At 56.3% G+C, this 26,217-nt stretch carries 22 protein-coding genes and 2 pseudogenes; 12 read left to right on the top strand and 12 right to left on the bottom strand.

The window, feature by feature from the left end; all coding sequences use genetic code 11:
- The first annotated feature begins 81 nt into the window (after positions 1 to 81).
- Together EGH23_RS19615 and EGH23_RS19610 are read left to right on the top strand one after the other, a co-directional pair.
- Entirely contained in the window at positions 82 to 1,668 is a 1,587-nt protein-coding gene (locus tag EGH23_RS19615) for a hypothetical protein (RefSeq protein WP_220581680.1), read from the top strand.
- A complete protein-coding gene (locus tag EGH23_RS19610; RefSeq protein WP_220581679.1) occupies positions 1,668 to 2,621 on the top strand; it encodes a hypothetical protein in 954 nt (317 codons plus the stop codon). The genes EGH23_RS19615 and EGH23_RS19610 overlap by 1 nt, the downstream gene beginning before the upstream one ends.
- An 858-nt stretch (positions 2,622 to 3,479) precedes the next feature.
- On the opposite strand, the gene EGH23_RS19605 is transcribed toward EGH23_RS19610, so the two are convergent.
- The 3 genes from EGH23_RS19605 to EGH23_RS19595 form a co-directional block, all read right to left on the bottom strand.
- Complete coding sequence (locus EGH23_RS19605) at positions 3,480 to 4,253, bottom strand: IclR family transcriptional regulator (RefSeq protein WP_220581678.1); 774 nt, start codon at positions 4,251 to 4,253, stop codon at positions 3,480 to 3,482.
- Between the two features lie 348 nt (positions 4,254 to 4,601).
- Entirely contained in the window at positions 4,602 to 4,976 is a 375-nt protein-coding gene (locus EGH23_RS19600) for a RidA family protein (protein ID WP_220581677.1), read from the bottom strand.
- Positions 4,977 to 5,275: 299 nt separating this feature from the next.
- A complete protein-coding gene (locus EGH23_RS19595; RefSeq protein ID WP_220581676.1) occupies positions 5,276 to 6,934 on the bottom strand; it encodes a BCCT family transporter in 1,659 nt (552 codons plus the stop codon).
- 300 nt (positions 6,935 to 7,234) lie between these two features.
- On the opposite strand from EGH23_RS19595, the gene EGH23_RS19590 reads away from it, so the two are divergent.
- The 3 genes from EGH23_RS19590 (at position 7,235) to EGH23_RS19580 (ending at position 11,248) form a co-directional block, all read left to right on the top strand.
- Positions 7,235 to 8,371 carry a dipeptidase gene (locus EGH23_RS19590; protein ID WP_220581675.1) on the top strand — a complete coding sequence of 379 codons (1,137 nt, stop codon included), beginning with the start codon at positions 7,235 to 7,237 and terminating at the stop codon, positions 8,369 to 8,371.
- A 269-nt stretch (positions 8,372 to 8,640) separates the two neighbouring features.
- Positions 8,641 to 10,089 (top strand): aldehyde dehydrogenase family protein, encoded by a 1,449-nt coding sequence (locus tag EGH23_RS19585; protein ID WP_220581674.1) that lies wholly within the window; start codon positions 8,641 to 8,643, stop codon positions 10,087 to 10,089.
- Between the two features lie 175 nt (positions 10,090 to 10,264).
- Positions 10,265 to 11,248: an ornithine cyclodeaminase family protein gene (locus EGH23_RS19580; protein ID WP_220581673.1), complete on the top strand. Its 984-nt coding sequence runs from the start codon at positions 10,265 to 10,267 to the stop codon at positions 11,246 to 11,248.
- 182 nt (positions 11,249 to 11,430) lie between these two features.
- On the opposite strand, the pseudogene EGH23_RS26535 reads toward EGH23_RS19580, so the two are convergent.
- Positions 11,431 to 11,704, bottom strand: a pseudogene (locus EGH23_RS26535) (DUF7967 family protein).
- 428 nt (positions 11,705 to 12,132) lie between these two features.
- Between EGH23_RS26535 and EGH23_RS19575 the strand changes: the two are divergent.
- On the top strand, positions 12,133 to 13,272 hold the full coding sequence (locus tag EGH23_RS19575) for a tyrosine-type recombinase/integrase (protein WP_220581672.1): 1,140 nt from the start codon (positions 12,133 to 12,135) through the stop codon (positions 13,270 to 13,272).
- A gap of 528 nt (positions 13,273 to 13,800) precedes the next feature.
- On the opposite strand, the gene EGH23_RS19570 is transcribed toward EGH23_RS19575, so the two are convergent.
- The 3 genes from EGH23_RS19570 to EGH23_RS19560 all read right to left on the bottom strand — a co-directional run bounded on the left by EGH23_RS19570 (position 13,801) and on the right by EGH23_RS19560 (position 15,349).
- Complete coding sequence (locus EGH23_RS19570) at positions 13,801 to 14,220, bottom strand: DUF8115 family protein (protein ID WP_220581671.1); 420 nt, start codon at positions 14,218 to 14,220, stop codon at positions 13,801 to 13,803.
- The gene (locus EGH23_RS19565; RefSeq protein ID WP_220581670.1) at positions 14,217 to 15,074 is read right to left on the bottom strand and encodes a ParA family protein; all 858 of its coding nucleotides are present in this window, start codon (positions 15,072 to 15,074) and stop codon (positions 14,217 to 14,219) included. The genes EGH23_RS19570 and EGH23_RS19565 overlap by 4 nt, the downstream gene beginning before the upstream one ends.
- Positions 15,075 to 15,208: 134 nt before the next feature.
- The gene (locus EGH23_RS19560) at positions 15,209 to 15,349 is read right to left on the bottom strand and encodes a hypothetical protein (RefSeq protein ID WP_220581669.1); all 141 of its coding nucleotides are present in this window, start codon (positions 15,347 to 15,349) and stop codon (positions 15,209 to 15,211) included.
- 385 nt (positions 15,350 to 15,734) lie between these two features.
- Here EGH23_RS19560 and EGH23_RS19555 point away from each other — a divergent pair, with 385 nt between their 5' ends.
- Positions 15,735 to 15,968, top strand: coding sequence for an AbrB/MazE/SpoVT family DNA-binding domain-containing protein (locus EGH23_RS19555; RefSeq protein WP_220581668.1), 234 nt, complete (start codon positions 15,735 to 15,737; stop codon positions 15,966 to 15,968).
- Between the two features lie 18 nt (positions 15,969 to 15,986).
- A pseudogene (locus EGH23_RS19550) lies at positions 15,987 to 16,420 on the top strand (PIN domain-containing protein).
- Positions 16,421 to 16,499: 79 nt separating this feature from the next.
- Here the strand turns inward: EGH23_RS19550 and EGH23_RS19545 are convergent.
- Positions 16,500 to 16,790, bottom strand: a complete 291-nt coding sequence (locus EGH23_RS19545; RefSeq protein WP_220581667.1) for a hypothetical protein — start codon at positions 16,788 to 16,790, stop codon at positions 16,500 to 16,502.
- Positions 16,791 to 17,083: 293 nt separating this feature from the next.
- Here EGH23_RS19545 and EGH23_RS19540 point away from each other — a divergent pair, with 293 nt between their 5' ends.
- Both EGH23_RS19540 and EGH23_RS19535 read left to right on the top strand, forming a co-directional pair.
- A complete protein-coding gene (locus tag EGH23_RS19540) occupies positions 17,084 to 18,346 on the top strand; it encodes a right-handed parallel beta-helix repeat-containing protein (protein WP_220581666.1) in 1,263 nt (420 codons plus the stop codon).
- A gap of 114 nt (positions 18,347 to 18,460) precedes the next feature.
- Positions 18,461 to 19,483: a DUF7961 domain-containing protein gene (locus EGH23_RS19535; protein ID WP_220581665.1), complete on the top strand. Its 1,023-nt coding sequence runs from the start codon at positions 18,461 to 18,463 to the stop codon at positions 19,481 to 19,483.
- A gap of 174 nt (positions 19,484 to 19,657) precedes the next feature.
- Here the strand turns inward: EGH23_RS19535 and EGH23_RS19530 are convergent, their stop codons facing one another.
- The gene (locus EGH23_RS19530; protein WP_220581664.1) at positions 19,658 to 20,425 is read right to left on the bottom strand and encodes an HFX_2341 family transcriptional regulator domain-containing protein; all 768 of its coding nucleotides are present in this window, start codon (positions 20,423 to 20,425) and stop codon (positions 19,658 to 19,660) included.
- A 256-nt stretch (positions 20,426 to 20,681) separates the two neighbouring features.
- On the opposite strand from EGH23_RS19530, the gene EGH23_RS19525 reads away from it, so the two are divergent.
- The gene (locus EGH23_RS19525; RefSeq protein WP_220581663.1) at positions 20,682 to 21,017 is read left to right on the top strand and encodes a DUF7344 domain-containing protein; all 336 of its coding nucleotides are present in this window, start codon (positions 20,682 to 20,684) and stop codon (positions 21,015 to 21,017) included.
- 84 nt (positions 21,018 to 21,101) lie between these two features.
- On the opposite strand, the gene EGH23_RS19520 is transcribed toward EGH23_RS19525, so the two are convergent.
- On the bottom strand, positions 21,102 to 21,755 hold the full coding sequence (locus tag EGH23_RS19520; RefSeq protein ID WP_220581712.1) for a ribonuclease HI family protein: 654 nt from the start codon (positions 21,753 to 21,755) through the stop codon (positions 21,102 to 21,104).
- A 413-nt stretch (positions 21,756 to 22,168) separates the two neighbouring features.
- On the opposite strand from EGH23_RS19520, the gene EGH23_RS19515 reads away from it, so the two are divergent.
- Positions 22,169 to 23,221, top strand: coding sequence for an NAD(P)-dependent alcohol dehydrogenase (locus EGH23_RS19515; RefSeq protein WP_220581662.1), 1,053 nt, complete (start codon positions 22,169 to 22,171; stop codon positions 23,219 to 23,221).
- Between the two features lie 143 nt (positions 23,222 to 23,364).
- On the opposite strand, the gene EGH23_RS27095 is transcribed toward EGH23_RS19515, so the two are convergent.
- Both EGH23_RS27095 and EGH23_RS19505 read right to left on the bottom strand, forming a co-directional pair.
- Positions 23,365 to 25,032 carry an SRA domain-containing endonuclease gene (locus EGH23_RS27095; RefSeq protein WP_220581661.1) on the bottom strand — a complete coding sequence of 556 codons (1,668 nt, stop codon included), beginning with the start codon at positions 25,030 to 25,032 and terminating at the stop codon, positions 23,365 to 23,367.
- Between the two features lie 200 nt (positions 25,033 to 25,232).
- Positions 25,233 to 26,027, bottom strand: coding sequence for a GIY-YIG nuclease family protein (locus tag EGH23_RS19505; RefSeq protein ID WP_220581660.1), 795 nt, complete (start codon positions 26,025 to 26,027; stop codon positions 25,233 to 25,235).
- Between the last annotated feature and the right edge of the window lie 190 nt (positions 26,028 to 26,217).

The raw sequence follows: 26,217 nt of genomic DNA, 5'->3' as shown, positions 1-26,217 counted from the left end.
CCGTCAGAGTTGATGCAACCAGAACGATTGGGCGCTCTCAAGCAGACGCGACTCAGCTTCGCGCGCCTCCTTATAGAAAAGATGGCGCGAGAACAGTGGCGAATCGACCTCGTGGAGGTGGATGTAGACGAAGCGGGGAACGGACGTGCGGTGTACAATATCAAGACCCCGTCGCGTCTCTTTTCGTTCGTCGTCCAGTCGCGACAATCCAGCGACGAGGAGAACACCGATCGGATTATCGCCGAGTCGTGGGACCTAGAGACGTTCCTCTGTGAAGGGCGTGCGACGCCGGAATTCATCGACTCTCAGTTTGAGGAACTCCCGAAAGTACGGAAGGGCCGCGCTACCCCAAAGGTACTGATCTGGTCGAGAGCTAACCGGAGCTCGCGGTTCTTCGACCACATCGTCGACTCGCTAGCGTCGGGCCACCAGCCCGACGTCGAGTTCCTCTCCGAGGGCGGGTATCTGACTCGCTCCTCTGGATATTACGGAAACGGACTGAACGGCACCAAGGTGTTCGCGGCGATGGACGACGACCATCCGTTGAAACGGCCGTTCATGGCGCAGATGCTCGCCGTGTATATGCTCCGTGTCTTCGGCTACGACTTGGCTGACGAAATGGCTAAGGCTCGCAATCCTGACGCAGCCACGCTGTCAGACGATATTAAGCGGTACCTCGGTACCGGGAACTCTTCCGGCGTCGGGATAATCCTCTATATGATCAACCATCCTCAGTTCGTCCACTCTTGGCTCCGCGCCAGAGAAGTCGCGCTGGCGCGTGCCAAGGCCAGAGACCCGACGGACGACGACATTGAGACGTTCACACGTCTCGTCGAGCACACGGAGACGTGGTTCGCCGAGGACGAAAGCGACACTGAGCGCTTCTTCCACTCGAAAGACCGTATCGCGCACGGTTTAGAGCAAGCGTTAGAACAGGTCGATGCGCTGTATGGCGACTCCGGCAGCGACACGCTCTGGACGCAGCTCTGTGAATGGGCCAAAACGAATCTTGAAGCGGAAACGCAAGAGGTCCTTCACGCGCTGTTGATCGACGTCTACCCCGAGGTCTGTGACGGTCTGGAGGACTCGTTGACCACCGCGGAGACCAGCGATGTCAAACCGGAAATGTCGCTCGCCGAGTTGGAGTCGCTAATCACGTCGAGCTACCAGTGGGCGCTCGACATCGATATGACCCAGTCCGGCGCTCAGCACTACGTCTGGTACCGGTCGGTCGAGAACGAAGAGCCCAGAATCGGCGTGCGAGAGGAACACGACTACGAGGAGTACGAGATAGACGCCGCTATCGCCCGACAGGTGCAGCAGCTATACGCGGATCTCCAGCAGGCGCCCGCGGCCGATTCCGTGGCCGAGTTCCTCTTTGAATACCCGGAGCATCGCGAGATCGCCGAGCGGATACAGACTGTTCATAATCTTCCTTACGCGGAAGTGAGGGCCAATCCCATCGACGAGGAATTCGTCCCGCTGACGTTCATATCCTGTCTCAAGGCCATCTGGGGGATTCAGAAGGCGCATCCGAAATCTATCGGCTGGGTGCGAGGAACGTTCTTCCAGGGGGCACCGCTACGCGAGGAGTTGCCCGACGGCGAGACCTCCTACTGGGCGTATCCGTCGCGACCTGACCGGGCCGACTACTGGAGGGACGACTGATGTTGCTAAGCATTCGAGAAGTCCCGCAACTCGCCGGGCAGTGTTTCTCCGCCGCCGGGCTTCCAGACGGCACCGCTCGGGCGAACGCTGATGCCATCCGGTGGACCGAAGCGTATCGTGGCTCGGGACTCACGACGCTCCACCGCCTCTTAGACGAGTTATCGGAGTGGAACCGGGCCGCTCTCTCGCTGTCCGACCGTGCCTCGATGATTACGATGGTCGACAGTGGGGGACAGCCGAGCCTCGTCTCAAGCGAGGCGGCACTAAATCTCAGTTGCTCACAGGCCCATCGACACGGAATCGGAATTACCTACGCCTCTATCAGTTCGGACGACGAGAGTCTGCCCGCGATCGGTCATACGGCTTATCGGGCAGCCGAGCGAGGGTACGTCCCGATAGTTCTCTACGTGGATACAGAAAAGGGTGCGGGGACCATCGTCGGAACGCCTGGGGACCCGAAACCGCTACTCGCAGAACGAAAACTCGACGAGCCATCAGTGGGGTACGTCAAGATACTCAACGCCATTGAGAGCGGCCTCCATCAGTACCGAAACTACCCGCTGATGCAGGCGTTCTTCGACCGAGAGGAAGAGAACCGCTACTCGAATGCCGAGACGAGGTTGCTGGACCGACTGCTACGACGGTCGATGGAACCGTCTGCTCGCCCGCTTCACACGACGGAGTCGGGTTTCCTGACCGTGTGCATTGACCCGCTCCATCCCCGGTATCCGAACGAGGTGAAGGGAATCGTCAATCAGTTCGTCGAAGACGAAGCAGCCGAGTTCACGACGGTCTTCCGGCCGAGTGACGTTCAGGAACGGGTCGGAAAGATGGTCAACGAGGGCGTCGAGATCAAGCGAGAAATATGGGAAGAGATATTCGAGTACAGCAGCGGCGTACTCGCACCGCCGTTCGAGGGGTCACGCGAGGACGCGGGCTTCGATTTAGAGTAAGTCTGTTATCCTCGTTATTGGACTGCCGATTCTGACGAGGCGACTACAACCCGCAGTGCAGAGACTCGTCCAGTGTCTCACTCACGGTCGTCAGGCCGAGGACGACAGTTCAATCTCATCTGCGACTGTCTCAGACCGCGCTCGCTCCGGCCCTCAGTCCGCGCTGTGAACGGGTAAGAAGCCACATTCCGGGCAACCCCTGTGTTTCGTCGTCTGGTAACTGAGAGTCCTTCCACACGCCGTGCATTCGTACTGTGCCTGTTGCATGTATCCGCTACTGATGTAGGACTGTATAAAAATCTTTCGCCTAGAGATTCCGATACGCCTCTTCGGTGGTAACTACAGTGGGTCGTCTCTCGAGAGTACCAGTACACAGGCGGGAAGTGCTCTCTCCGGATCGGAGAGCAGTAGAAGCCCGAATCCCGACGAAAATTGTACCGGCGCTGTACCGATGACCGGGGCTCACCTTGGCAGAGCCAGCGTACCGAAATATTTGAATTGTACCGATACCGAACAGTCTCTCTATATTGCTACAAAATCGGCTCACTTGGTATTCTTACTCGAAATGGTGTGAGCCGAGAGACCTACTGATTAGACGACGTCGGATAACGAGCGTACAGATGTTAGGGCGTCTAGAAGCATCCCGCCGGACCGAGAGACGACACGAGTGCTATCCAATGGCTTCCTGTGCCAGTAGTTTGGGAACAATATTCGAGGAACCTCAATAGCCACCGTCTCGGTAACGAATACAACTAAAATAACGCACGTACTGGTATTATTTTGGATAGTGTTTGGACTGTGACCGTATCGTCCCGTCAAGGGAAATTATCCCGATAGCGAACGACTGTTCGCTCTTACTTACGAATAGGTCGCTCTGATACCGATGATGCGAGCGGTCTCCTGGACCTTCTCGGGCAGTTCGACCCGGTAGCGGTCTCCACTTAATCTAGTCGTCGGGCCGGAGACGCTTATCGCCGCTAGCACCCGTTCGTTCGGACCGAGGACGGGCGCCCCGACCGCTCGCATTCCGGCGAACGATTCCTGATCGTTGAGAGCGTACCCCTGTTGACGAATATCCACGAGTTCGGATTCTAACGCCTCCCGGTCGGTATGCGTCGATTCCGTTCGTTGTACGAATTCGAGCTGGTCGAGTAGCTCCTGCTGTCGGTTCTCGGGTAGATGAGCGAGATAGGATTTGCCGACCGCGGTAGCGTGCAGATCGACCGTCGTCCCGATACGGGAGTCAGTCTGCACGGCTCGCTCGGTCCTCGACTGGTAGATGTACACCCCTTGCGCCATCTCTTCGACCATGACGTGACCGTGTTCGTCGATAGTCGACACCAGTTCGTCCATCTCCTGTTTCGAGACTTCGTAGAGGTTTCTACGGGCCCGCGCTGCGTCACCCAGGTCTAGAAATCGTAGTCCCAGGTGGTACGTACTCCCTTCCTTGACGACATAACCCAACCGGTTGAGCGTTCTGAGGTGGTTGTGGACGGTACTCTTCGATAACTCGAGTTCGTCTGCTAGCGCTGTAACCCGTTCCCCCTCGCTCTCTCGTAACCGTTCGATGATGGCAAACGAGGTTTCCGTCGCCCCAATCGTTCCGGCCCCGTTCGGTTCGTCCTCGGTCATGCTATGGAAGTAGAGAAAGCATCGGTATAAATCTTGGCCGAGTTATTCGCGAGATAGAAACAATCGTTCTCTATCGCTACACTCATGCGTGTCACCAAGAGCGACTCGCCGCCACCGAGGAGTACCTGTAAACAGGCTTCGCGACACATTACGAGGCTGGCCGACTGGGACGCTCAGTCCCCACTCGGTGATTGCTTCGGGGAATCGGTGAGTGTCCTGACTGACTCACTCTCGAGAAGGCGACGAGCGTCGGTGGCGATGTCAACGTCGTAGCCGAGAGTGACCTGCCGGTCGAAGTCGGCGAGAACGATAGACGACTGACGAGGTTCGGGAAGCGCGGGGCCAGACTTAGGCCGCCGCGACGATGTCGATTTCGACCTTCATGTCGCCCGCCAGGTCGTCGACCTGAACGGCACAGCGTGCCGGGAACGGTTCACCGACGTACTCCCTGTAGACCTGGTTGACCGCGTCTGCGTCGTCAAGGTCAGTGAGGTAGACGGTCGCCTTTACGATATCTTCGCAGTTCGAATCAGCGGCCGAGAGGATAGCCTGGATGTTCTGGAAGACCTGTTCGGCCTGCTCGGCGGGGTCCCGACTGACCAGCTCCTCGGTTTCCGGGTCCCGCGGCGACTGTGCAAGATAGATCGAGTCTCCGTGTTTCGTAGCCTGTCCGATCGGAAGTCCGTCGAAAGACGGCGCTGCATCTGTCTGTATATGCTCCACACTCGCACGGATTCGGTACCAACAAAAAAGTGTTACTATTTCTTTGGGAAAGACGGCCGGTACTGTCCGGAACGAGGACCGACGGGGTTTCAACATCTAGCGCTGAAAGTCACTGTTTTTCTGGCTCCAGGTGAAATTGGATTAGCATCGAGGAACCCAAGCGTGGTAGCCGGTCTGAAGGAACCGCTCAGTCAGGCTACGACATCCACACAAGGTCGTCCAAGGAGATGTGACGAGAAAATTCGGCCCAGAACGCGTCGGGAACTGGGTGAACAGCGGCAGAAGCGAAGTTGATTCCCTTAGTCGTCCGTGGCGTGGGTGGGTTCCTCTGCGACGACGTCGGTAGACTGATTTGCGGAATCAGGACTTCGGAACCACGTTCGGTTCCCGTCGAATATCATCGCTCCGTGGTCGGATCCAAGCTCCCGCATGAAGACGAACAGCGAGAGAACGCACACAATTGCGAACGGGGCGCCGGTAATAATAACTGACGACCGCAGAGCGCTCGCGCCGCCGAGCACGACTAGGATCGAGGCAATGAGGCCCTGCAGGACGCCCCAGAAAAGCCGGTTGAGACTAGAGGGGTTCTCTTTCCCACCGGTGGTCAACATCGCAACGGCGAGCGTTGAGGAGTCCGCCGACGTCGCGAAGAATGTCACCACCAAGATCAGGAACAGTGGTTGCCAGAGTACACCGAGTGGCAGCGCGCCGAACAACGCGTAGCCGGCAACACCGTCGCCGTACTGAGAGACCGCACCGAGAATGTCCACGACGCCCGCCTGCTGGAGCCACATCGATGTACCGCCGACGATAGTGAACCAGACAATAGAGACGAGCGTCATCGTCACCAGCGCGGTAAACAGCACCTCGCGGATGGTTCGACCCTTAGAGATGCGTGCGAGGAAGAGGCCGACGAACGGCGCCCATGCGATCCACCATGACCAGTAGAACACCGTCCAGAAGGACGTCCATCCCGTACCGCCTTCGAGCCCCACACCTGTGAACAGACTCATGCTGAAGAAGTTCTGAATGTACGTTCCAACGGCCAATGCTCCGGTGTTCAGCACAGCCAGCTCGGAGATGCTGCTCATGACGACACCGCCGACGAGCGTCGCGAACAGCAGGATAGTCATCAGGACGATATTGAAGTCCGAGAGTCGGCGAATCCCACGATCCACACCGGCAATCAGAGATATCGTGAAGATGATCGTTATCCCGGTAATGGCCAGTACCGTCTCGACATTCCCGAACTGAATCCCGGTCCGATAGGTGATACCGGTCAGTATCTGCGTCGCGATGAATCCGAGTCCCGTCGCGATACCGCCGAGCGTGGCAACGACCGCGAGGGTGTCAATCGTGCGCCCGACGATACCATCGAGGTTTTCACGGCCCAGCACAGGCATCAGAACCGTCGACGTTCGGAAGGGCGCATCGCGTCTATACGCGTAGTATGCGACGGGAATACCTATCGCAAGGTATCCACCCCACGCCGAGACGCCGTAGTGAAAGATCGAGTACGCGAGCGCCGGCACCATCGCGCTCGTCGTCCCGGCCTCGGCAGTCCCGCCGAACAGGGGTGGGACGGTCCCATAGTGGGTTAGGGCCTCGACCGGACCGAAGAAAACGATCCCCGCCGAGAGACCCGCCGAAAAGAACATCGCCAGATACGAGAAGTTGCTGTACTCGGGGTCCTCGTCCCCCAGCTTGATTCGTCCGTAGGGGCTCACCATTAGATAGACACAGACGATGAGCATCACTAGCATCGCTACCAAGTACATCCACGCGAGGCCCTCCCCGAACACGCTGAACGCGGTCGTAATCTGACTCGATACCCATTCAGTTCGAAAGGCTGCCAACCCGATAAACACGAAGGTAACGAGCGCCCCGAACGCGAACGGTATGGTATCGATCTCATCTACGAACTGACTGAACACGCTTCTCCCGCTTGACTGAGCCATAGTATCGCTCCGTCATAATTGTTCAGTTCATTAGTGATATAGGTTGTGGTCCATCTATCATGGCGTTTAGGTCTATTAGGGCCTCACCCCGCCGTCAGAAACAGCGTAACAGCGTCGTTCGATAACTCGATACAGGAGCAGAGACGTCTCTGGTAGAGTTGCCCACCCGGCGTGTGACAGCACCGACTGAGACTCAGCCTCGAAAAGCGACATCCTGTGACCGGTCGTGACTGTACCGACAGCGTCAGACTCTGGCGTGGGCTCCCAAGATTTAAACCGACATCCCACCAGATGTACGATATGGCCGACCAACAGCCGGTATTCGATTATACGTCATCAGCGCCGTGGGAGCAAGTCATTAGGTCGTACGGCGGGAGCGAACAGATCAACGAGGCGATCAGAGAGATGGTCGCGTCAGGAAAGCGAAAAGACGAGTGTTGGGAAGCGATCTGGGACCACGAAGTCCGGGCCTTCGAATCTGACAAGGGGTTTCGGGACGAGGTGAGAGGGATCTACGAAGCTGCGGGCGTCAATCTGCTCAGCGTCACCCCGTGGACGCACGAGTCACACGTCTCCGAACGGACTGGGCAGCGACGAGATCTCTCGCGATGGCAAGCCAGGTTTGACGCCGCAGACTGGTTACACAAAGTTACTTCCCCAGAAGAAGCACGCCAGGTGGCACGGAGCGATGACGTGGGGATCGTGTTGAACACGCAGAACGTCGGGGCCGCCATCGACGGCTCGCTGGATCGAATCGACGTGCTATACAACGAAGGAGTGCGTATTTTCCAGCTCACGTATAACTACCAGAATATGCTCGGAACCGGCTGTAACGACCCCTCTGAAGGCGGTCTGTCCACATTCGGCCGTGCGGCGGTCGACCGAGTCAATGAACTGGGCGGGGTCGTCGATGTCTCTCACTGCGGAAAACGGACAACGCTTGATACTATCGAATACTCCGACGAGCCGGTCGCAGTGACACACGCCACCTGTCAGAGCGTTTCGCACCACTATCGCGGCAAGTCGGATGCGGAACTGGAAGCGCTCGCCGACGCAGACGGGTACGTCGGCATCGTGACTCTACCCTGGTTCATCGCTCCGGGCGAAACCCAGCCGACGCTCGATATCTTTTTTGAGCATCTCGACTACGCGCGTTCAATCATCGGTGCGGATAATGTCGGTATCGGGACTGACTTCTATCCCGCGGACGCAAAGTTCCCCAGCGAACTGCTCGAGTATTACAAGCAACACATTGTCGAGCTAGGATTCGACCGCGAGAAGGTCGAGCAGCGAAACATCGCAGCCGGAATCGGCGATTTCAAAACGTACACGGACTGGCCGGTGATCAGAGCGGAACTCGGGGAGCGATTCCCTTCGGCACAGGTCGAGGGGATTCTGGGCGAAAACTTCCTCCGGTTCTGGGAACGGGCGGTGTAAGTCCTTCGCCGAGCGCGACGACATACCTTTGTACCTGACCACAAGAGTCGGACGAATCGGACTAAGAGTACGGGGTTACCGGTGATTTTATAATGCTCTATCTTGTACGACTGAATAGAACGGACGCAACCAGTCTGACGGTCGCTAGAAGTCGGGTTGACCCAAATGCCCGGTCCGCGACTCGGAAACCTCGGTTTGTGTCCCGCTCGGAAGTGGTGTGGCGCACCGATTCGGAAGTCCGGTCGACCACCCATTAAGGCTACCCAACTATGACCGACACGCAATACCAGTACATCGACGGCGAGTGGATTGAGGGCGACAGCGACGACGAGATGACAGTACGAAACCCTGCTGTCCCCGACGATCCACTCGCTACGTTTCCCCGGGCCGATCGAGAACAGGCACGCAACGCGGTGAACGTCGCTACCGAGGCCAGCGAGACGTGGGAAGAAACCACGCCGGACGAACGCGATTCGCTGCTGTACGACGTCGCAGACCTCATCGACGACAACGTCGACGAACTCGCACAGACGCTGACGAAAGAGGAAGGCAAAGCTATCTCGTCGAGTCGCGGTGAGGTCTCCCGAGCCGCGGAAATCTTCCGCTTTTTCGCCAGCTATGCCCGGACAGCGACCGGGGAAACGATTCCCTCCAGCGATCCCGACACGTTCACGTACACCATCCGCGAACCGCTCGGGACCGTCGCGCTCGTTACGCCCTGGAACTTCCCGATTGCGACGCCGTCGTGGAAGCTCGCGACGGCGCTGGTCACGGGGAACACCGTCGTCTTCAAGCCCTCATCGCAGACTCCGATGATCGCCAAACGGCTGGTCGAACTGCTCGAGCTAGCCGGTATCCCCGACGGCGTCGTGAATCTCGTCGTCGGGTCCGGCTCGACCGTCGGCGACGAACTGACGATGAACGACGGCATCGACGGGGTCTCGTTCACCGGGTCTACGGGCGTCGGTCGACAAATCGCCCAGGCTGCCGCCGACCGTGGAATCCCTATCCAGACAGAGATGGGCGGGAAGAATCCACAGGTCGTGCTTCCGGACGCGGATATCGAAGATGCGGCCGACGCAGCCATCGGAGGCGCTTTCGGCCTCACCGGCCAGGCATGTACCGCTACCAGCCGTCTCATCGCCCACGAAGACGTCGTCGACGAGCTCACCGACGCCGTCGTTGAGCGAGCAGAGTCCCTTTCGATCGGACCGGGCATGGACGACCCCGATATGGGCCCAGCTGTCTCCGAAGAGCAGGACGAGACGAACTTCGACTACATCGATATCGCGAAGGAAGAGGGTGCAACACTACTGACTGGTGGAACCCGACCGGACGGATTGGAATCGGGATATTACATCGAGCCGACCGTGTTTACTGACGTCACCAGTGATATGCGAATTGCTCAGGAGGAGGTCTTCGGCCCGGTCCTCTCGATTATGGAGGCTTCAGACTTCGACGGGGCGATCAAGATGGCGAACGACGTCGAATTCGGACTCTCGTCGAGTGTCTTCACCGCCGATATGGCCTCCGCGCGCCGGTTCGCTAACGCCATCGAAGCAGGCGTCGTTAAGATCAACGGTACAACGACCGGCTCGCAGATACAGATGCCGTTCGGTGGGATGAAAGCCTCCTCGTCCGAGACCCAGAAAGAGATGGGACAGACGGCCTACGAATTCTACACGCACGAGAAAGCGGTTTATCGGACGGACCCCTAACCGACAGCCGAACGATAGCGATACGACGAGACAAGATAACGGATGACATAGGGCGGCCAAACTACGAACGGTACAAGGCCGCATTTGGCGGAATCACGCGGTGTCGGAGGCGTATCGTACGCTCTTCAATCGAGACGCCGTAGCGTATACGACACGTAAACTGTTCAGAGATACCATGGCTACGAAACTCTACTCGAAACGTGACATCGAATCTCGCCTCGAACTGAACGCTGTGTTAGAGGTGATGGAGAAGACCTACGTGGAAACCGCTCGGGGACGCGTTCTGAATCCCTCGAAGCTGACGATGCATCTCGGAGATGACGGCGGTTGGCCGGACAGAAACGCGTTTTCCATTGACATGCCGGCGTATGTCGATTGGCTGGAGGTCGCAGGTATGAAGTGGGCGGTCGCAACGTGGGACGCTAATACCGATCAACCAATCAGCTCTCAGATCCTGCTGTTCGACCTTGACAGAGGCGAGTTCACGTCGATAATGGAAGGGATGTATATCACCGGCGTTCGGACCGCGATGCAGTCCGTCATCGGACTGAGACAACTCCGACGAGAGAGCCCTGCTTCGGTCGGCGTCTATGGGGCGGGGTTTCAAGCGAAGTTCCAGATACAGACGATTGACCGTCTCACCGATGTGGAGACGTTCAAACTGTTCGACATCGATGCCGAAGCCGCCAATTCTCTTGTGAGCGGCCTCGAAACGGAGACTGATGCGGATATCGTCGTTGAAGACTCTCCCAACGCTGTCGTCGAGAGCGATGCGATTATTACAGTCACGAATTCGAAGTCGCCCGTACTGAAAGAAGCGTGGCTCGACGGCGACGAATTCATTATCGCACTCGGTTCGTATCGGGAACTACCAGAAGAGACGATCCTTGACTCAGACCACATCTTCGTTGACCATCCGCAACAGTGTCTCGAACGTGGGGCATTAGCCGATCTAGCGGAGCGTAACGAACTGACAGCTACTGACCTAAGTGCAACCATCGGTGAAGTACTCGACGGAGGGTACGAACGAGCGATAGATCCGGATGATCGAGTCGTATTCGTGCCGATCGGTCTGGGTTCACAAGATATCGCTATCGCGGAGCACTTACACAGACACGGGGAAGAAAGCTATTCGGCTGAGACGTTCGAGTTCGCCTGACTAGATTTTATCGGAAGCATCAGTTGTCACTATAGCAGGACTGACTTCATGAACCGCAGCCGCGATGGCGAAATACACGAACACACCTTATTTAGAGGGAAATAGAGTTTTTACGGATACAATAGAAGCGTGTCTCTATATATAAGAATAAATACGGATAGATGCCCCCGCGTTGACGGTAGTTAGATTATACCACCGGGGTCGTATACCTCCTGCATTCGCTGGACCTCGGCGGCGTACTGTTCCTACAGGTCGGGCCATTGACTGAACCGAGATCGCTCGGGTCGGCGACGACAGCAGCCGTCGTGTCGCGGACGTCAGTGAAGGGATTGAACGCCCCCTCCTTGCGGTAGTACTGCTACCGTTAGGAGTCGCGTAGATTAGGATGATGAGGTTCCGCTTGTCGTCGGAGTACGTCCGCCCTCCAGCTAGACGCGACACTGTTCGAATCGGAATTGCTGGGCATAGCTGCTCGTTCTCTTTCAGGTCGGAAATGGGTAGTGATGGAAATGTAGTCGACGGCGATTCCCTTGCGGAAACCTCTCAGACATCTGTCGCAGGTGTGACTACATCATTTTGCCCCGGATATAGGTGATACCTCAAGTATGAAAAGCGGCGAACAGTGACGGGAGGATGAGTTTGCACCGATAGAGATGAAAATCAAGCTATTGGTAGTGTTCTACTTTCCGAAACTGTGTCGCTAGACGCGACCATTATGTATAGCAGAATGTGATTTATGGTGGGCTATTGCACACCAATTTAAGCGCTACAGGTACTGATGCGCACTAATTTGGAATAATAGTAGCGCCGTTAGTTTACTTGTGCTTACTCACGTAAGGGCAAGTAGTTTCTAGTGGGTGGACGCCCTACGGGAAGCATAGAATATGGACCAGACTCAGAACGGCGCTGCTTCCAGGGTTCAGACCCTCGAAGAGGCCAAGCAGCAGTTTGTGAACTCGCGCCGAAAAGGAACTGGAGGCAGATACGCGGGAGAACTCGATAGAGTTGTCGGCGACTGGCTTTCCTGGGCCAACGACCGCGGTGTTGAGAACGTTGACGACGTCTCCGACCAACTCCTTGGAAAGTGGGCGCAGTATCTCTCGCAGCGTGTCCGTGCACGAGTCAATGATCCCGACGGTGAGGATGGCATTACAGGCAAAACTGCACATCAATACTACAGCTATGTCCGATCATTTCTCTCCTACTGTGTCGAGTGGAGCTATCTCGCCGAGAACCCAGCCAAACAGCAACACGTCGTGCAAGAACTCCCAGAACAAAGTCTTGGCGTCGATAACAGCGACGAACAGACGTGGTCGGAGCACGAACGACACCAGCTCGTCGCCTACGTCGATGAACAAGCACACGCGGCTATCGATGACGACGGGCTAGATGCCAGTCGTCCAGTTCGTGACCGTGCGATCGTCTACCTGCTCGCGTACACAGGTGCGAGGAGTGCTGAACTGTTCCGCGATCCAAGTGACGACCGCCGCGATGGTCTCCACTGGTCGGACTTAGATCCAGAGGAAAACCGACTGACTGTCCTTGGGAAATCTCAGGAGATAGAGTCCGCTCAGTATCCACCGATGGCCCATACTGCCCTCGAACAACTGAAATGCGTCCAGCAACCGCCTACAGACGACTGGCCAGTGTTCCCAACAGGACATCGGCCAACGCTCGCGTCGCTCGAAAATCGGGCCGACGGTGACCGTGGCGATGATGAACCACTCGATGAGTATCTCGCGGAGAATAATCTCCAACCACCGAGCATCACGACTACTACAGTTCGGAACATCCTCCAGCGTCTGTGTTCCGAGGGCAGTATAGACATTGAAGGAGAACACGAGTATCTGAAGCCACACGGAGCTCGGCGGGGAATCGGCAAAGCGCTATACAAAGGGCATGGCCATGAGGCGGCACAGAAAGCACTCCGGCACAAAGACCCCAGTACCACGTCGGAGATGTATGCAGATATCAAAGCCGGAGAAGTCGCCGAGATCACTGACGAGATCCTCTCCGACGAGTAGTGATTTACTGTATCTTGACATTGCTACTTGCTGAACTGCACTGGATAGTGTTCTTTATATGGTTGTGATCGCGGAATAATATCCTCTCTTCGAGGTATCTGACGCCATCTGAGACTCTTCTGTAATCGGAAGACGAATCGTCTATTCGGATATGCAGTATGGATACGGAATCGCGATATCTAATACAAATCTGAAATCAGGATTCTAGATGCGGATACGTGAGATGGATACAGAATTTAGATACAAAATACAGATCTATCCCAGGGATTCGTCACCAATATGTACAACGTTGATACAGAACCCTATATACTAGTCAGATTCAAGATACAGATCCATAGTCTAGATACTGGATACAGATACGAGATATGTATACAAGTCATGAAGCGAGAAGAACGCTGTAGGCTTGCGCTCTCCAGACGGAACAGCCGAGTATCGTCCGAGACAACGGAGCCGTCTCGTACTATCGAAAGAGCGTTGCTCTCTCGAACCACGTGACCTTGAGGCAATTTACGACGCAAAAACGGCGGCTCAAAACTGTGTTTCTTGGCGTTCAGTGAACGTCTCGTACCCTGCTTCGCCCGCTTCGATAAGATCGGGGCGAACCTCGTTGAGTCCTACTCGGACAAGGAGACCCAGAACTGATCCCCGACTTTCTGAATCGGCAGCATCTCTGTCCAGGTGGTCGCGAACATCGGCACCGACAGCATCGAGTTGGCCCGCCTCGTCGAGGCCACGAATTAGTGCTGCGAGATTCCGGTCCCGCATGGTCAGGTTCGTCGGTACTTCACCAGCGTCGAGCTCGTCGTAGACATCGGCGATGTACTCCTCCAGCGGCGGACCCTGAGACTCAGCCTCGTTATTCTGTTGGGGTTGGCTACGATGGCGCTTCTGTTCTTTGGACTGTTCGAGTAGTGCTTCGGGATCACGGTCGTCACTAGTGTCGCTCATCGGTCTGTGAGTTGTGAAAGTAACTGCTCAGTGTTCGCACTGTACGCCTCACGGGCCCGCTTCCCGGTCGCATAGAGTTCGTCGTCAGGAACGGCGTAGAGCGTCCGGCCAGCGTTCTGGTTGTTGCCGATATCGGCAGTCTTTGTAACGGGCTCACCGACGATCCCTGGATATTCTTCGGATACGTGTGCAACGAACGATTCTGAAAGGGTTTCTTGACTGCTGATAATCGTGGGGATGATCAGCGCCAGGCCGAGATCCACGTTGAGGTCAGCACTGATCTCGTCCAGCGTTGCATCCAGTTTCTGTAACTGGTCACGCTCGAAGGCACCGGGCTTCAGTGGGGCAACCACGTTCCGGGCAGCGAAGAGACCGTTGAGGGCGATGTTATCTTCCTTCCCGGGGAGGTCGAAGATGACGAGGTCGTACTGCTCGGCGACGAGGTCGTCAACGAACTCATCGAGTTTCTGGTAGCGTTCTTCGAGTGGGACGTTCGCGAGGTTGTTGTCGGCACCGCCCAGTCCTGGGTCTGCCGGAATAAGGTCCGGCCCTTCGTCGGTTGAGAACGTCATCCGGTCGAGGAGGTCGTCGATGTTGTCTCGCAGGAATTCCCAATCGTCACCGAAGACAGCCGAGATCGGCGCGTCGATCGAGACACTGCTATCGGTATCGCTATCTCTCTCAACGATGGAGAGGCCAAACTGTGTGGCTAAGTCGTTCTGTGTCCCCGCGAGGTCGACGAGCAGGACCTCGTGGCCCATATTGTGTGCAGCAACGGCGATGTGGGCGGCACTGGTCGTTTTCCCAACGCCACCCTTCTCTACGTATGTTGCTGCCCGTTGCAATGATGCCATATACAGATACTGTATCCATATCGAAGATACAAATATCTACGTCAGACAGATGTCATTGAAATGGTTTGTACACTGTATAGTGAGCTCATTCCCGAGGCCGAGCCTCGGGGCATTCGTCGTGTTCAGTGCGACCCTCAGAACAGATGCTTCCAGATAGCTGTCGGGTCCGCCTCGTTCAGTTCGGCGTTCGTCTGCATCTTCCGAAGTTCGGTGATACATCGTTTCGCGACTAGTGGATACGCGTCGGCAGGTGTGAACGAGATCTCGAGAGTCATCAGCTCCGGCTAGTTCGACACAATGGTAGACGTGAACCGGGCGTATCGAGATAGCGAGTACAACGAGAAGTCAGCGCGTTTGCTCGGTGAATTCGATGGTATCGAGTGGGTAATGCAGGTGAAACAGAGCGCGGAAAGATAGACGAATGATGAACCATGCCGACCACCGCGTGAATCCATCAGTAGTAGAGGGAGGGGGCACAGACTGGCATGAAAGAGCTGTCGGCAAAAAGATCGACGACGCATATTGACGCTGACCGATCCATCGTTAAGAGGGTGCCGGGATTCCTTGTTTGGGAGCGTGCCATTCACAGTGTAGAGGCGGGTACAGCCGAGTAATGTGACGACGCACTCTCTTTTCAGTCTCTGCCGCTTACTGTGTCATATGAGTAGTGACCGAATCGACGCTGAAAGTAAAGTTTCGGGCAACCAAGCGAATATCCCAGCGCGCATTCGGCGTGAACTTGACATCGACGACGGAGACCAGCTCCGGTGGCAGGTCGAAGACGACGGCAGTGTTCGGGTATGGGTCATTCAACAGCGGTCGGGCACGTTTGCCGAGTTCGACGGATACGATGGTGACGAGGCGACCGACGTGACGACCGGCTACGACGCCTAGGGCATTAACGTTGAGTAAATGCCCCGCGCACTGATTGAGACGCCCGTCCTCTTTGCGGCAGCGTATCAACGAGATAGTGCCCACGACGCGGCACTCCCGATACTCCGTGGCATCGACGATGGTTCGCTTCCGGAGGCAGTCGTCCTCGATTACGTGCTTGCGGAGACGCTCAACGGGCTCACGACCCACGCCGGACACGACGCTGCTGTGGACTTGCTCGATCGGATTGAGGAGAACGCACGCTTTCACATCGAGTCGCTCTCTGTTGGTCCCCTCGCGACGGGAAAGCGTTATTCCGGCAGTACGAACCACTCTCGTTCGTCGATGCCTGTCTGATCGCATATATGCAGACCGAGGGCCTGGGCTATCTGTATGCGTTCGATGACGACTTCGATGTCGCAGACGATGTCTATCGCCTCGAGACAGCGACGGATCCGTACGAGCCCGACTGACGCTCTCGTGCCGGGTTCTCGACGCCGAGGTGCCCGTCGATGGACTGTTGCTCAGTGGCTGGTGTGAAGCCGTGTTTGCTTACTGGGTTGTCTTGGCCGCTCCCAGTTCGTCGGCGAACGCCGTAAGGAGCGAGTCTTGGTCCGCCGCTGTCGAGCCTGGCGCTGCTTCCCAGAGTTCGACGTCGACTTCCTGAGCTGCGGCTATTTGGCCATCTGTCGCGGTAACCTTGAGAATCGCTTGTTGGTAGATGACGACTGTTCGCTCGTCGTCGACATCCAGATGTTCGATACCAACTCGTTCGAGTGTATCCTTGATATCTGTTGGTTCGGGGAGGGTGCAGTGCCGCACTGGTGGATCGTCGTCAGTCATAGTAGTGCTACTGCCCATCCATACAAGTATTTCCGGGCATAGTAGTGCGCTTCGTCAGCACGAGACGGTTCCGCTGTCTCCGACGGTCCTGAAGCACTTTGTCTGTTCCGCCTGTAGATTCCTCCACGCCGAGCTATCACACTTTTCAGGGACTCTTTTGAAGATGAATCGCCGCTGGGAGACTGATTCACCCAGAGTAACCGCGAACTATCGCTGAACGGAGCGACTGACTAAGTAGCCTGCTTGTGAATTCAGTGACCATGAGCCCGGTGTCGAGACGTCACGTGCTCCGGATGGCAAGTAGCCTCGGCATCGCCGGAATAGCCGGGTGTGGCATGACGCCACCAGGGGGAGACAGTGGAGAACAGACCAGCAGCACGAACGAGACTGGCGATGTCACTGACTCCACAGCCACGACAACCCGTGGGCGGCGTGAGTCTGCTACCCATCGGGTACCCGACGAATATCCAACGATACAGGCTGGCATCGACGCTGCTGAAGCTGGTGATCTCGTTTTGGTGGCTCCAGGCACGTATCCAGAGACACTCACCGTGTCGACACCGAATGTAACGGTGCGAGGACGCGACCGGAATGCAGTTGTTCTGGATGGAGAGTTCAAACGGGGCACTGCTATCGAGGTGGGATCTGATGGCGTCGCTCTCGAGAACCTGACTGCTCGACATTATCGCGGGACAGCGTTCTACTGGACCGGCGTCAACGGGTTCCGTGGCAGCTTCCTAACCGCATACAATAATGGCTATTACGGAATCTACGCCTATGATGCCCGAGACGGCCGATTCGAACATAGCTACGCGTCGGGGCATCCCGATGCCGGGTTCTACCTCGGTCGTAATCGTCCTTATGATGCTGTGGTCACCGATGTTGTTGCCGAGCACAATGCGATTGGCTACTCAGGGACGAGTACTGGCGGGCCACTGACCGTCAGTGAGTCCGTCTGGCGTCACAACAAAGTGGGCATCTTCCCGAATACGCTTGACCAGGCGGATCCGCCCCAGCGTGGCTCCTGTATCGTCGACAACCAAGTATACGCGAACAACAATCCGGATGCACCAGCCCTCCCGGCATACCCGTTACTCGGGGTGGGAATCCTACTGTGGGGTGGCTCCGAGAACATCGTTGCTGAGAATCACGTGCGCGATCACGATCGGTTTGGGATCGTCGTCCAGCCACATATCGTCGAACCGTCGGACAACGAGATTCGCGACAATCGCGTTGAAAAGTCCCAAGAAGCAGATCTTGCACTCGGACAACCTGCCGGTGAGGGGAACCATTTTCACGACAATACGTTCACGACGAGCCTGCCGACCGACATCGAAAGGGCTAGGCCTGAGGGGAGTGAGACGGTGACTGACATCTTTGCGGCGCTCGAACAGCAGGCTCAGGTCGGCGATTTTCCCACCGGTAATTGGCGCGACCAGCCGGTTCCCGGTGACCAGCCATCGATGCCAGATTACGACGCCCCGCCACGACCAGCTACTAAGGAGTCCTCGTGGGAGACGTCAACTCCACAGACGGATGGCTACGGTATAGAATAGCACCGCGATTGCGGATCTGTTGACAATGGTCCGATGCAACGGGACTCGCTTCTCACAGGTAACGACACTCAAGACACGAAAGAACTATTATATATTTTATAGATATGTTGGATTGTGTATCTCTATACGCCTGACGAGATCGACCGGGAACGTGCCCACCACCAAGCGATCATTCAGGGCGCCGACGATCTTGACGCCAGACGTATTGGAAATCTAGGCGAACTCGCCTTCGAGCAGTTCTGCCGTGAGTACCTCCCCGTGGAGATGTGGCACTGGCAAAACGAGGAAGCGATGCGGCGGTGTAACCCCGAGAGCTTTTCTGGGCACGATTTTGAGGTGTTTGACTATACCGTCGACGTCAAAACTTCCCGAGACGTCTCTGCATTTCGTCCTGCCTCGCTGCTTGAGAAGGACCCCGACGACGACATCGTAGTGCTCGTCTGGCACCGTGACAATGAGGATGCGCTCATTTTACTTGGCTGGGAGCGCACTGAGACTCTCACGTCAAAAGTTCAGACACAGGAACAGTACTCCGGCGAGGAGCCAGAGAAACTCGCTCATCTGGCTGCACGGCCAATGAACGAACTGCACGATCTTGGGCCGAACACAGCCCATCTGAACCAGAAACCCGAGAACCCGTTCCGCCCTGGTGATCGCGTCATCAAGGTGGGCGATAACGATGCTTCCACAGCTGTCGTTGTTGAAGTTCTCCCACCGGAAAAGAACGCGACACTCTATGGCCAGGAAATGGATGGGGAAGCAGTGAGTGTCGCGTTCCCGAATATGCTTGATGATGGGCCCAGCAACTGGCGAGAGATTCATCCTGCAAAACTCGCGTCGTACTGTGACGACCAGGATATCAAACTCTACACGTACAAGCATACGAACCTGCAGCACGCTGAACACCCCTTTACCCCTGGTGACTATGTAATCAAGCCCGACTATAGTGATCCTGACCTCGCTGTCGTCGCTACGGTGGACAAGGACGACGTCACTGTAGTTTTCCAGCATCACCTCGACGACGAACTTGAGGATTCGTACGTTTCGCCCGAGTCTCTGTCTGCGGTTTGTGAGGATGCCGGAATCTCCCAGTATTCATTCGAGGCCGATGCGATGGCGTTTGCGCCCCAATATTAATCGCTAGTTCGCGGTCAATCTCTGTCTGCCCTCACTTTGTCTGCAAACAGGTTGACGCTCAGGATCCTCACTCTTGTAGTTGACCTCATCGTCCGTCTCAACGACTTCCGACGAATTGCTCAATTCATGTTTTGTATCTAGGTCCGTATCTCGGACCAGTAGCGAAGCGTACGTCTATGTCCTCTCGGCGTGCACGTACTGAAACGCGACGTACGATTGCTTACCGAGTTCGGTGGGTTTGACGATTTTTTGTCGCCCACGCTTGCCGATCTCGATATACCCTTTCTCCTGTAGCGGTTCTAGAACGTGATTTTCGAGCCGACGATAGTATCCGTTGTAGGAATCGCCGTCGTAGTGAGCGGCAAATGGCAGCTCCTGTTCCAAACCAAATTCGATGAGGTCCTTCTTTCGGACGGAGTAGGAGATGCCCTCGCGAGTAGCTTCAGCTTCGTCGACAAGATACCCCAGAATCTCGATTCGCTGTGGATCAGGTTTTGCAATTGGATATTTCGGGAGATCGATTTTCTTTTCGATCCCATGTCCGATGGGCTCGTCGCCCGTCGAATACGTTTCCGCCCGGACGTAGTATGGCTCTGCGACACCAGTGACCATACAGGCGATCATCCCGCCAATGGCGGTGATTTTGCTCCCGGTCGCGAGATTGACGTAGACTGTGTTCCCCGCGTCGTGTTCGGCAATGATCAACTCCGAGATGGTCGCAATCGTCTCGTAGAGATCGAAGATATCGCACTCGATTTCAGCGCTCTCGATAGGACTCTTGGCGAGGGCTTCTCGAACGTCGTTGTGGAACGGTGGCCGCTCGATGCCATCGAGCCAATCGAGCAGAATCACTTTATCGGCGTTTGACTGTCGAGCAGTTTCGACGATACGGTCTTGCTCGAATCCAAACGGCATAATATGGACGTTGTCTGGGAAATCCATTGGTATCTTTGAAGGGATCTGTCGTTAGTATCGCTCAGAGAGGGTGGCGTACAGGAGTCATCTCGAACGGTAGTATTGATTGTAACGATACTGCCGTACTAACCTTCAATTCCTTCTTTCAATTTCTCTCGGGTATGCAGTGTCAGTTCACGAACGAGCGATATTCGCAAAGAGGAACCAACGGATTCGGGGACTCGGTGACTCAATCATTTGGTCGTTCTGTCCTCAAGCGACTGTTTCGGGGCGGTGACTGGTAATGCCGGGAACCAGTACAACTCAGCTAGCGCTCACGGCATTCGACCTGTTTCAGGACGAACAACGGATTCGAGTGCTCGAACTCCTTCTGGAAGCAGAGAGCCCATTCTATTGTCGAGAGCTCATTCTGCAGTTTCAGGAGCAGGCAAGCGAGCCCGCGCCGTCCGAGGCCGATCTGCTTGCCGACTTTCACCACGTTCACTTGCCGATATTCGATGAGGCAGGGGTGATAGACTACGAGAGAGAGCAGCTGTGTGTTACCCAGATCAACGAAGAAAAACTTGACGCACTTCTTGAAGCTACGCGAATCGTAGTCAACTCACTCACCGAAGAGTAACTTGCGAGGTCGGATAGCAGTTCCAACAGTAGAATTCTCGGTTGTCGATAGAACGGACAATTCGAATTTCGATTGATCTCTGCCCTACCCAGGGCCGAGTGCCGCGATATCTGCTCCGACTGTTGCCAGTGCGTCGGCAGGGTTGGGATCGCTGTCAGCCAGATGCGTGTACTGGTGGTCGGGGATATTCGACAGTGCTGTCGCAACGGCCCCACTATACGTTTCGACACCCGGAATCGTCGGGTCATCCCCTTCCCAGACGTCGTGGATGACCGTCATCGAGTCGATGCGGACTTCCAGTTTGCGTGGCTCGTAGCGAGCCAATAATTCGGCAAGTCCGAGCTGGAGGGCGACGTACTCGGCGGTGTTGTTTCCTGTCCGGGAACCAACGGGGCGGCTCAAGCGGGCGAGTTGGGTCTCTTCGGCGTCCATAATGACAGCGCCAGCGCCCGCTGGGCCGGGGTTGCCCCGTGAACTGCCGTCGACGTAGAGGACAAACGTATCGTCGGCCGGATCAGGAACGGGTGGGCGAGTGAGTCCCGACGCAGGCAGATCTTCGATTGCGCGACGCAACTCGGACGAAGAGGTATTTGGGTCGAAGAGACCGCCGTGGCCGGGGACAGCGTCGTTGATGGCGTCGGTGGCTGCCGGCATTTCGTAGCCGACGTCTGCGAGTACCTCCTCGACGAGTGTGGCGAGCGGCGAGAGATGTTCGGCCGGGAGGGGGGCTTCGGTCACGCCGCTTGCCCCTCTAAGCTCTGGACCCTGATCCACACATCCTCGCTTTCCGAGGCGTTCACTAACTGCTCGAACCACTGCATAGAGAACCTACAGTGGTCAAGCGGGATAATCTCTTCAGCTAGGGGAGCAACGGGGCCATCGTCCTACTCGGGTTCGTGGTGCTGCATTTGTGCACATACACAATACCCATCATTCCGTTTCGACGTCCATCCGAACGGGTTCGAGGTCGAGTTCACGGACAAGGCCCGCTCTCAATGAGCGAGGCTATCGGGCCAAGTGAAGTATGGTGAAGTCTTGACAGTGTGAGGTCCGTTTTTGACTCTGAAATCGCCCATACCTGCTAGAGAGCTGAGTAGAATGCCGTCTATGTTACCAAGTGTCTTGCTCTCGTCAGTTCCTACTGTTCGATCATGCAAGCATACGTGATGCGTTCGATTGGAGAGACAGGGTTCGTCGAGAAGAACCGACCTGAGGCGGGGCCGAACGACGCGATCGTTCAGCCGACACTGGGCCTCGTCTGCACCTCAGATGTTCACACGGTCCACGGTGCCATTGGAGAGCGCGAGGATATCACACTCGGCCACGAGGCCGTCGGAATCGTCGAAGAGGTCGGTGAGGCAGTCGAAATCTTCGAACCGGGCGATCGGGTTGCTGTCGGTGCGATCACGCCGGACTGGGGGTCATTGGCCGCCCAAGACGGTCACCCCTCACAGTCCGAACAAGCGCTTGGTGGGTGGAAATTCGCGAACGTCAAGGATGGCGTGTTCGCCGACTACTTCCACGTTAACGACGCGGATGCGAACATGGCTCTGATCCCGGACTCCGTCAGCGACGAGGCTGCGGCGTACGTCACAGACATGATGAGTACCGGCTTCAGAGCGGCCGAACGAGCGGACATCCCTGTCGGGGGAACCGTCGCGGTGTTCGCCCAAGGCCCGGTCGGGCTCATGGCGACGCAAGGGGCAGCTCTCCAGGGTGCAGGGCAGATCATCGCCGTGGAGAATGTTCCGAAACGCCAGGAATTCGCCGAGTTCTACGGCGCGGACGAGATCGTCGATTACACCGAGGTAGACACGGTCGAAGCGATCATGGATCTTACGGACGGTGAAGGAGTTGACGCGGCCATCGAGGCGTTAGGGTCGAACACGACATTCCAGAACTGTATCGAGGTCACCAAACCCGGTGGTGTAATCTCGAATGTCGGCTATCACGGTGACGGTGAATACGTGGATATCCCTCGGGAGGCATGGGGCGTCGGGATGGCCGAGAAAGATATCGTAACCTCACTCTGTCCTGGTGGTCGCCTTCGGCTTCAGCGACTGTTGCGACTGCTCGAAACCAAGAAAGTTGACCCAACGCGGATGACCACCCACGAGTTTGCCTTCGACGAGATCGACGAGGGGTTCCACCTCATGGATAGCAAGGAGGAAGGGATCATCAAGCCAGTGATCAAGTTCGACTGAGGATCGGATTGGCCCAGGTATTGTCACATGAATGGGTGGCTCGTCGGTTCGAAGGGAAGCTCTCCTTCTAACTCTCGTTTCCAGAGACACCGCTCTACTGAACGTCTCTTTTGGGAGCTAGTGGTGTGTAGTGCTGTGCTAGCTCAGAAGTTCCACAACTCGCGATGGTGTTCGAGAAACAGTCGATGGGGCACCATTGCCTCGTTCGCTGGCAGACTGAGTGGTGTCCCTTCGAGTTGCTTGAACTCGTGATAGCCATCTCGCTCTGGAGCGTCGGCGACTACGATGGTATAGTCATCGCTAATCGCGAGCCACCCAGTGTCGAAGGCCCAGTGGTGGAGTTTGCACAAGGCTAGCCCATTGCGTGGGTCATCAGCTCCCTGCTCACTTTTCGGGTAGATATGTGCCGCCTCAACTTCAGGCGTCCCTGCTGGTGTTTCTCGACGGCGATCACAGATTGCACAGCGATTATCGTAGGCGGCTTTCACGAGCCGAGCGAACGCCTGGTCACGGACACGGTGTTTCTGTTCAGTGAACTCTTCATTGTCGCTTGTAAGCTGTGGCTCTGTCTCCAGCTTGGCTTGGAGCTCTGTCTCGACAGTCTCGACGTCGGGCTCGAACGTGAGGCGATACGTCCTAGCATCGTCGAGCAATTCGACGTCACCCTGGTCTCGGAGGATCTGGAGTTGTTGATGGATCTTCGCACGGACGTCATCATTATCCGGGAACTGCTGTGTGAGATCGTCGGCTACAAAGTCATAGATCTCGTCTAGAGTGACTCTCTCGGAGTTGTGTAGGTCATGATACTGCTGGAGTTGTTCGCGTACAGCTGTCGTCCACTCGCTTCTGGTACTCTCCTGATGGGCCATGGTGAAAACGAGCACTTCTCGGCCATCACGGGGTTCAAACTCCCACTCGAGGACGTCGACAAGCCCCTGATAGGCCCAGCCAGTGGCATCGGTCGCCTGGTAGAAGAAATGGACTGGGATATCCGTCTCGATGGCATCGATGAGCACGGAATTGCCGGGTGAATTTGTACTCTGGTCACCCTCTAGACCTTCACCGATATACTTGAACTGGCCCTGTGTAACGGTATCATTGTAGGGGCCGTCCTCGGTCGCAAACACGAGCAAATACTGGTTGTCACTCGCATCTCGGCGAGGGTTGATGCCCGAGATTTGATAGCCAAAGCCCGTGTCGAAGATAGTCTCGATATCCGCCTGTGTAAGCTGATCGCCGATCTCGACGCCCGGTGGCGGGCTGTGTGTGGCGTGGTACACTCCGGTGTATTGTTCTCCGAGCGCATCGCGACCGGCGTCGGTGAGATACGTCGTGTCACCCTCGCGCTTGGCATAGCCCAGAACTTGGAGCCACTCGCGATGGCGGATCGCCGGCCCGGGTTTGGTCATTTTCGCCTCTTCGAATTCGCTGACGAGGATGTCCATCAGGTCAGTGTCAGTGCGAGGTTCCTCAGCGAGAGCCTGGAGGAGCGTATCGAAGCCTTTGACGCCCTCTGAGAGGGCAGCGTAGAGTGTCGCACGGTCTTGATCGTCGAGCCACTGCTCGCCGTAGTAAGCTAACTCACAGGCCGTTGTATCGAGTTGGATGAGGTCGATCGCATCGAGGAAAGCCAGGTGGTGGTCGATGGCCTCGGGGCTTGATGCGCGGGTATTGTCGATCACCCACTGCGTGAGATTTTCGCGGGTCGGCGAGTTTTCGTGGATATACGCCAAGCAAGCGCGAAGATTGTCTAATCGATTTGTTACACCGCCGTAGAAGCGGTCGGTGGTCATCCGGCGGTCGTTTGTCACTAAGTTACCAGTTGCTTGTAGTCACGTAAAGTTCGTGGAATATTCGTATGACAGCGTCGGGTCCACTGCCTCGTATGGCATTATCTGCACGTGTAGTGAGAACAAGTCTATTGGCTGGGTCTCTGACAGCTAATATTGATCGCGGGGCGCCATTCCACAGGCCAGCCAGTGGGCGCCGAGAAGCGTCGATTCGGCTTGGCTCAACTGAAATTTCTCAGTGAAGGCTTCCGGAGTCGTGTAGGATACAGCGAGGTTCGGGTCACGATTGCGTTTGTGACGACGCAGGCGATCGCTAAGCGTGACTGATTCACCAATGTATTCGAGTGGTGGCACAGCATCGGGATCCCAGAGTCGATAGAGGCCACTTCTGCGGGGACGGTACTGTCGAGTTCACTAAGGCGTGTGGGTGTCGACCAGGACAGACCCATCCAGTCCGCGTCGGTAAGTCCATCCGGGTTTTCCCATGTGAGTGGGTCAATTCCGTCCTGAAAGCTACGCTGATTTGCATCGGTTCGATTGCCTCGAATGCCTGCGCTGCGTTGTTTCGATTTGCTGTAGCCGGGTGGCATCCGCCCGAAATTCCCGATTAGATTTGTACGGGTCTCTCGTCGATGAAGTGCGATCAGCGCATCTTCGATTGCTTTTCGTTGCTGCTTATCAGTGGCTGCTGGCGGTGTGGCCCCTGAGATTTCGAAGCCTGGGCCATGCTGATCGACGATCGCCCAGAGACTTGGTGAAGCAGTATGTGGATCGCTATAGGGCATCTCAGTCTCGAAGACGTTCCGAATCAGCGAGCGGATTCGTCCTCGGAGACTGCGTCCTGTCTCGCCGATGTAAATGAGCCCTTCGTAGGCGTCGTGGCGGACTCGATAGAGGCCCGCGTCCGTTGACAGCGTCGATAATTCGTCGCCGTCGGCATCAAGCTGGAGCCACGGGGACCACTCTAAGTCTGCCCAGTCTGGATCATATACGCCGGCTTCATTCATCAGTTCCATCTGGATGTGGTTTCTGAGTTGACTTATACCCCAACTAGAACTGCCTGATCCATGAACAGTATTCTCTGCGGTCTTCAAACCGGTCTGCTGCTGAGTTCATGATCCAATAGTCAGTGTATTAGAGCGACTCAGCTGATCTGTGTTTTACGGGCCTATCCTGTCACTCACACTCCAGAACCCCAGTGGAAGA

The sequence above is a fragment of the Haloarcula nitratireducens genome (assembly GCF_019599505.1).
The sequence above is the reverse complement of the archived record's forward strand: the minus strand, read 5'-3'. Positions and strand labels throughout refer to the sequence as shown.

Excerpts from the sequence above, each read along its gene's own strand:
- EGH23_RS19515 (WP_220581662.1), top strand. The coding sequence starts at position 22,169 with ATGCAAGCATACGTGATGCGTTCGATTGGAGAGACAGGGTTCGTCGAG.
- EGH23_RS19595 (WP_220581676.1), bottom strand. The coding sequence starts at position 6,934 with ATGGCTCAGTCAAGCGGGAGAAGCGTGTTCAGTCAGTTCGTAGATGAG.
- EGH23_RS19570 (WP_220581671.1), bottom strand. The coding sequence starts at position 14,220 with ATGAGCGACACTAGTGACGACCGTGATCCCGAAGCACTACTCGAACAG.
- EGH23_RS19530 (WP_220581664.1), bottom strand. The coding sequence starts at position 20,425 with ATGGATTTCCCAGACAACGTCCATATTATGCCGTTTGGATTCGAGCAA.
- EGH23_RS19605 (WP_220581678.1), bottom strand. The coding sequence starts at position 4,253 with ATGACCGAGGACGAACCGAACGGGGCCGGAACGATTGGGGCGACGGAA.
- EGH23_RS19560 (WP_220581669.1), bottom strand. The coding sequence starts at position 15,349 with ATGACTCTCGAGATCTCGTTCACACCTGCCGACGCGTATCCACTAGTC.
- EGH23_RS19585 (WP_220581674.1), top strand. The coding sequence starts at position 8,641 with ATGACCGACACGCAATACCAGTACATCGACGGCGAGTGGATTGAGGGC.
- EGH23_RS19540 (WP_220581666.1), top strand. The coding sequence starts at position 17,084 with ATGGCAAGTAGCCTCGGCATCGCCGGAATAGCCGGGTGTGGCATGACG.
- EGH23_RS19555 (WP_220581668.1), top strand. The coding sequence starts at position 15,735 with ATGAGTAGTGACCGAATCGACGCTGAAAGTAAAGTTTCGGGCAACCAA.
- EGH23_RS19615 (WP_220581680.1), top strand. The coding sequence starts at position 82 with ATGGCGCGAGAACAGTGGCGAATCGACCTCGTGGAGGTGGATGTAGAC.
- EGH23_RS19575 (WP_220581672.1), top strand. The coding sequence starts at position 12,133 with ATGGACCAGACTCAGAACGGCGCTGCTTCCAGGGTTCAGACCCTCGAA.
- EGH23_RS19525 (WP_220581663.1), top strand. The coding sequence starts at position 20,682 with ATGCCGGGAACCAGTACAACTCAGCTAGCGCTCACGGCATTCGACCTG.
- EGH23_RS19610 (WP_220581679.1), top strand. The coding sequence starts at position 1,668 with ATGTTGCTAAGCATTCGAGAAGTCCCGCAACTCGCCGGGCAGTGTTTC.
- EGH23_RS19565 (WP_220581670.1), bottom strand. The coding sequence starts at position 15,074 with ATGGCATCATTGCAACGGGCAGCAACATACGTAGAGAAGGGTGGCGTT.
- EGH23_RS19545 (WP_220581667.1), bottom strand. The coding sequence starts at position 16,790 with ATGACTGACGACGATCCACCAGTGCGGCACTGCACCCTCCCCGAACCA.
- EGH23_RS19580 (WP_220581673.1), top strand. The coding sequence starts at position 10,265 with ATGGCTACGAAACTCTACTCGAAACGTGACATCGAATCTCGCCTCGAA.
- EGH23_RS19590 (WP_220581675.1), top strand. The coding sequence starts at position 7,235 with ATGGCCGACCAACAGCCGGTATTCGATTATACGTCATCAGCGCCGTGG.
- EGH23_RS19505 (WP_220581660.1), bottom strand. The coding sequence starts at position 26,027 with ATGGAACTGATGAATGAAGCCGGCGTATATGATCCAGACTGGGCAGAC.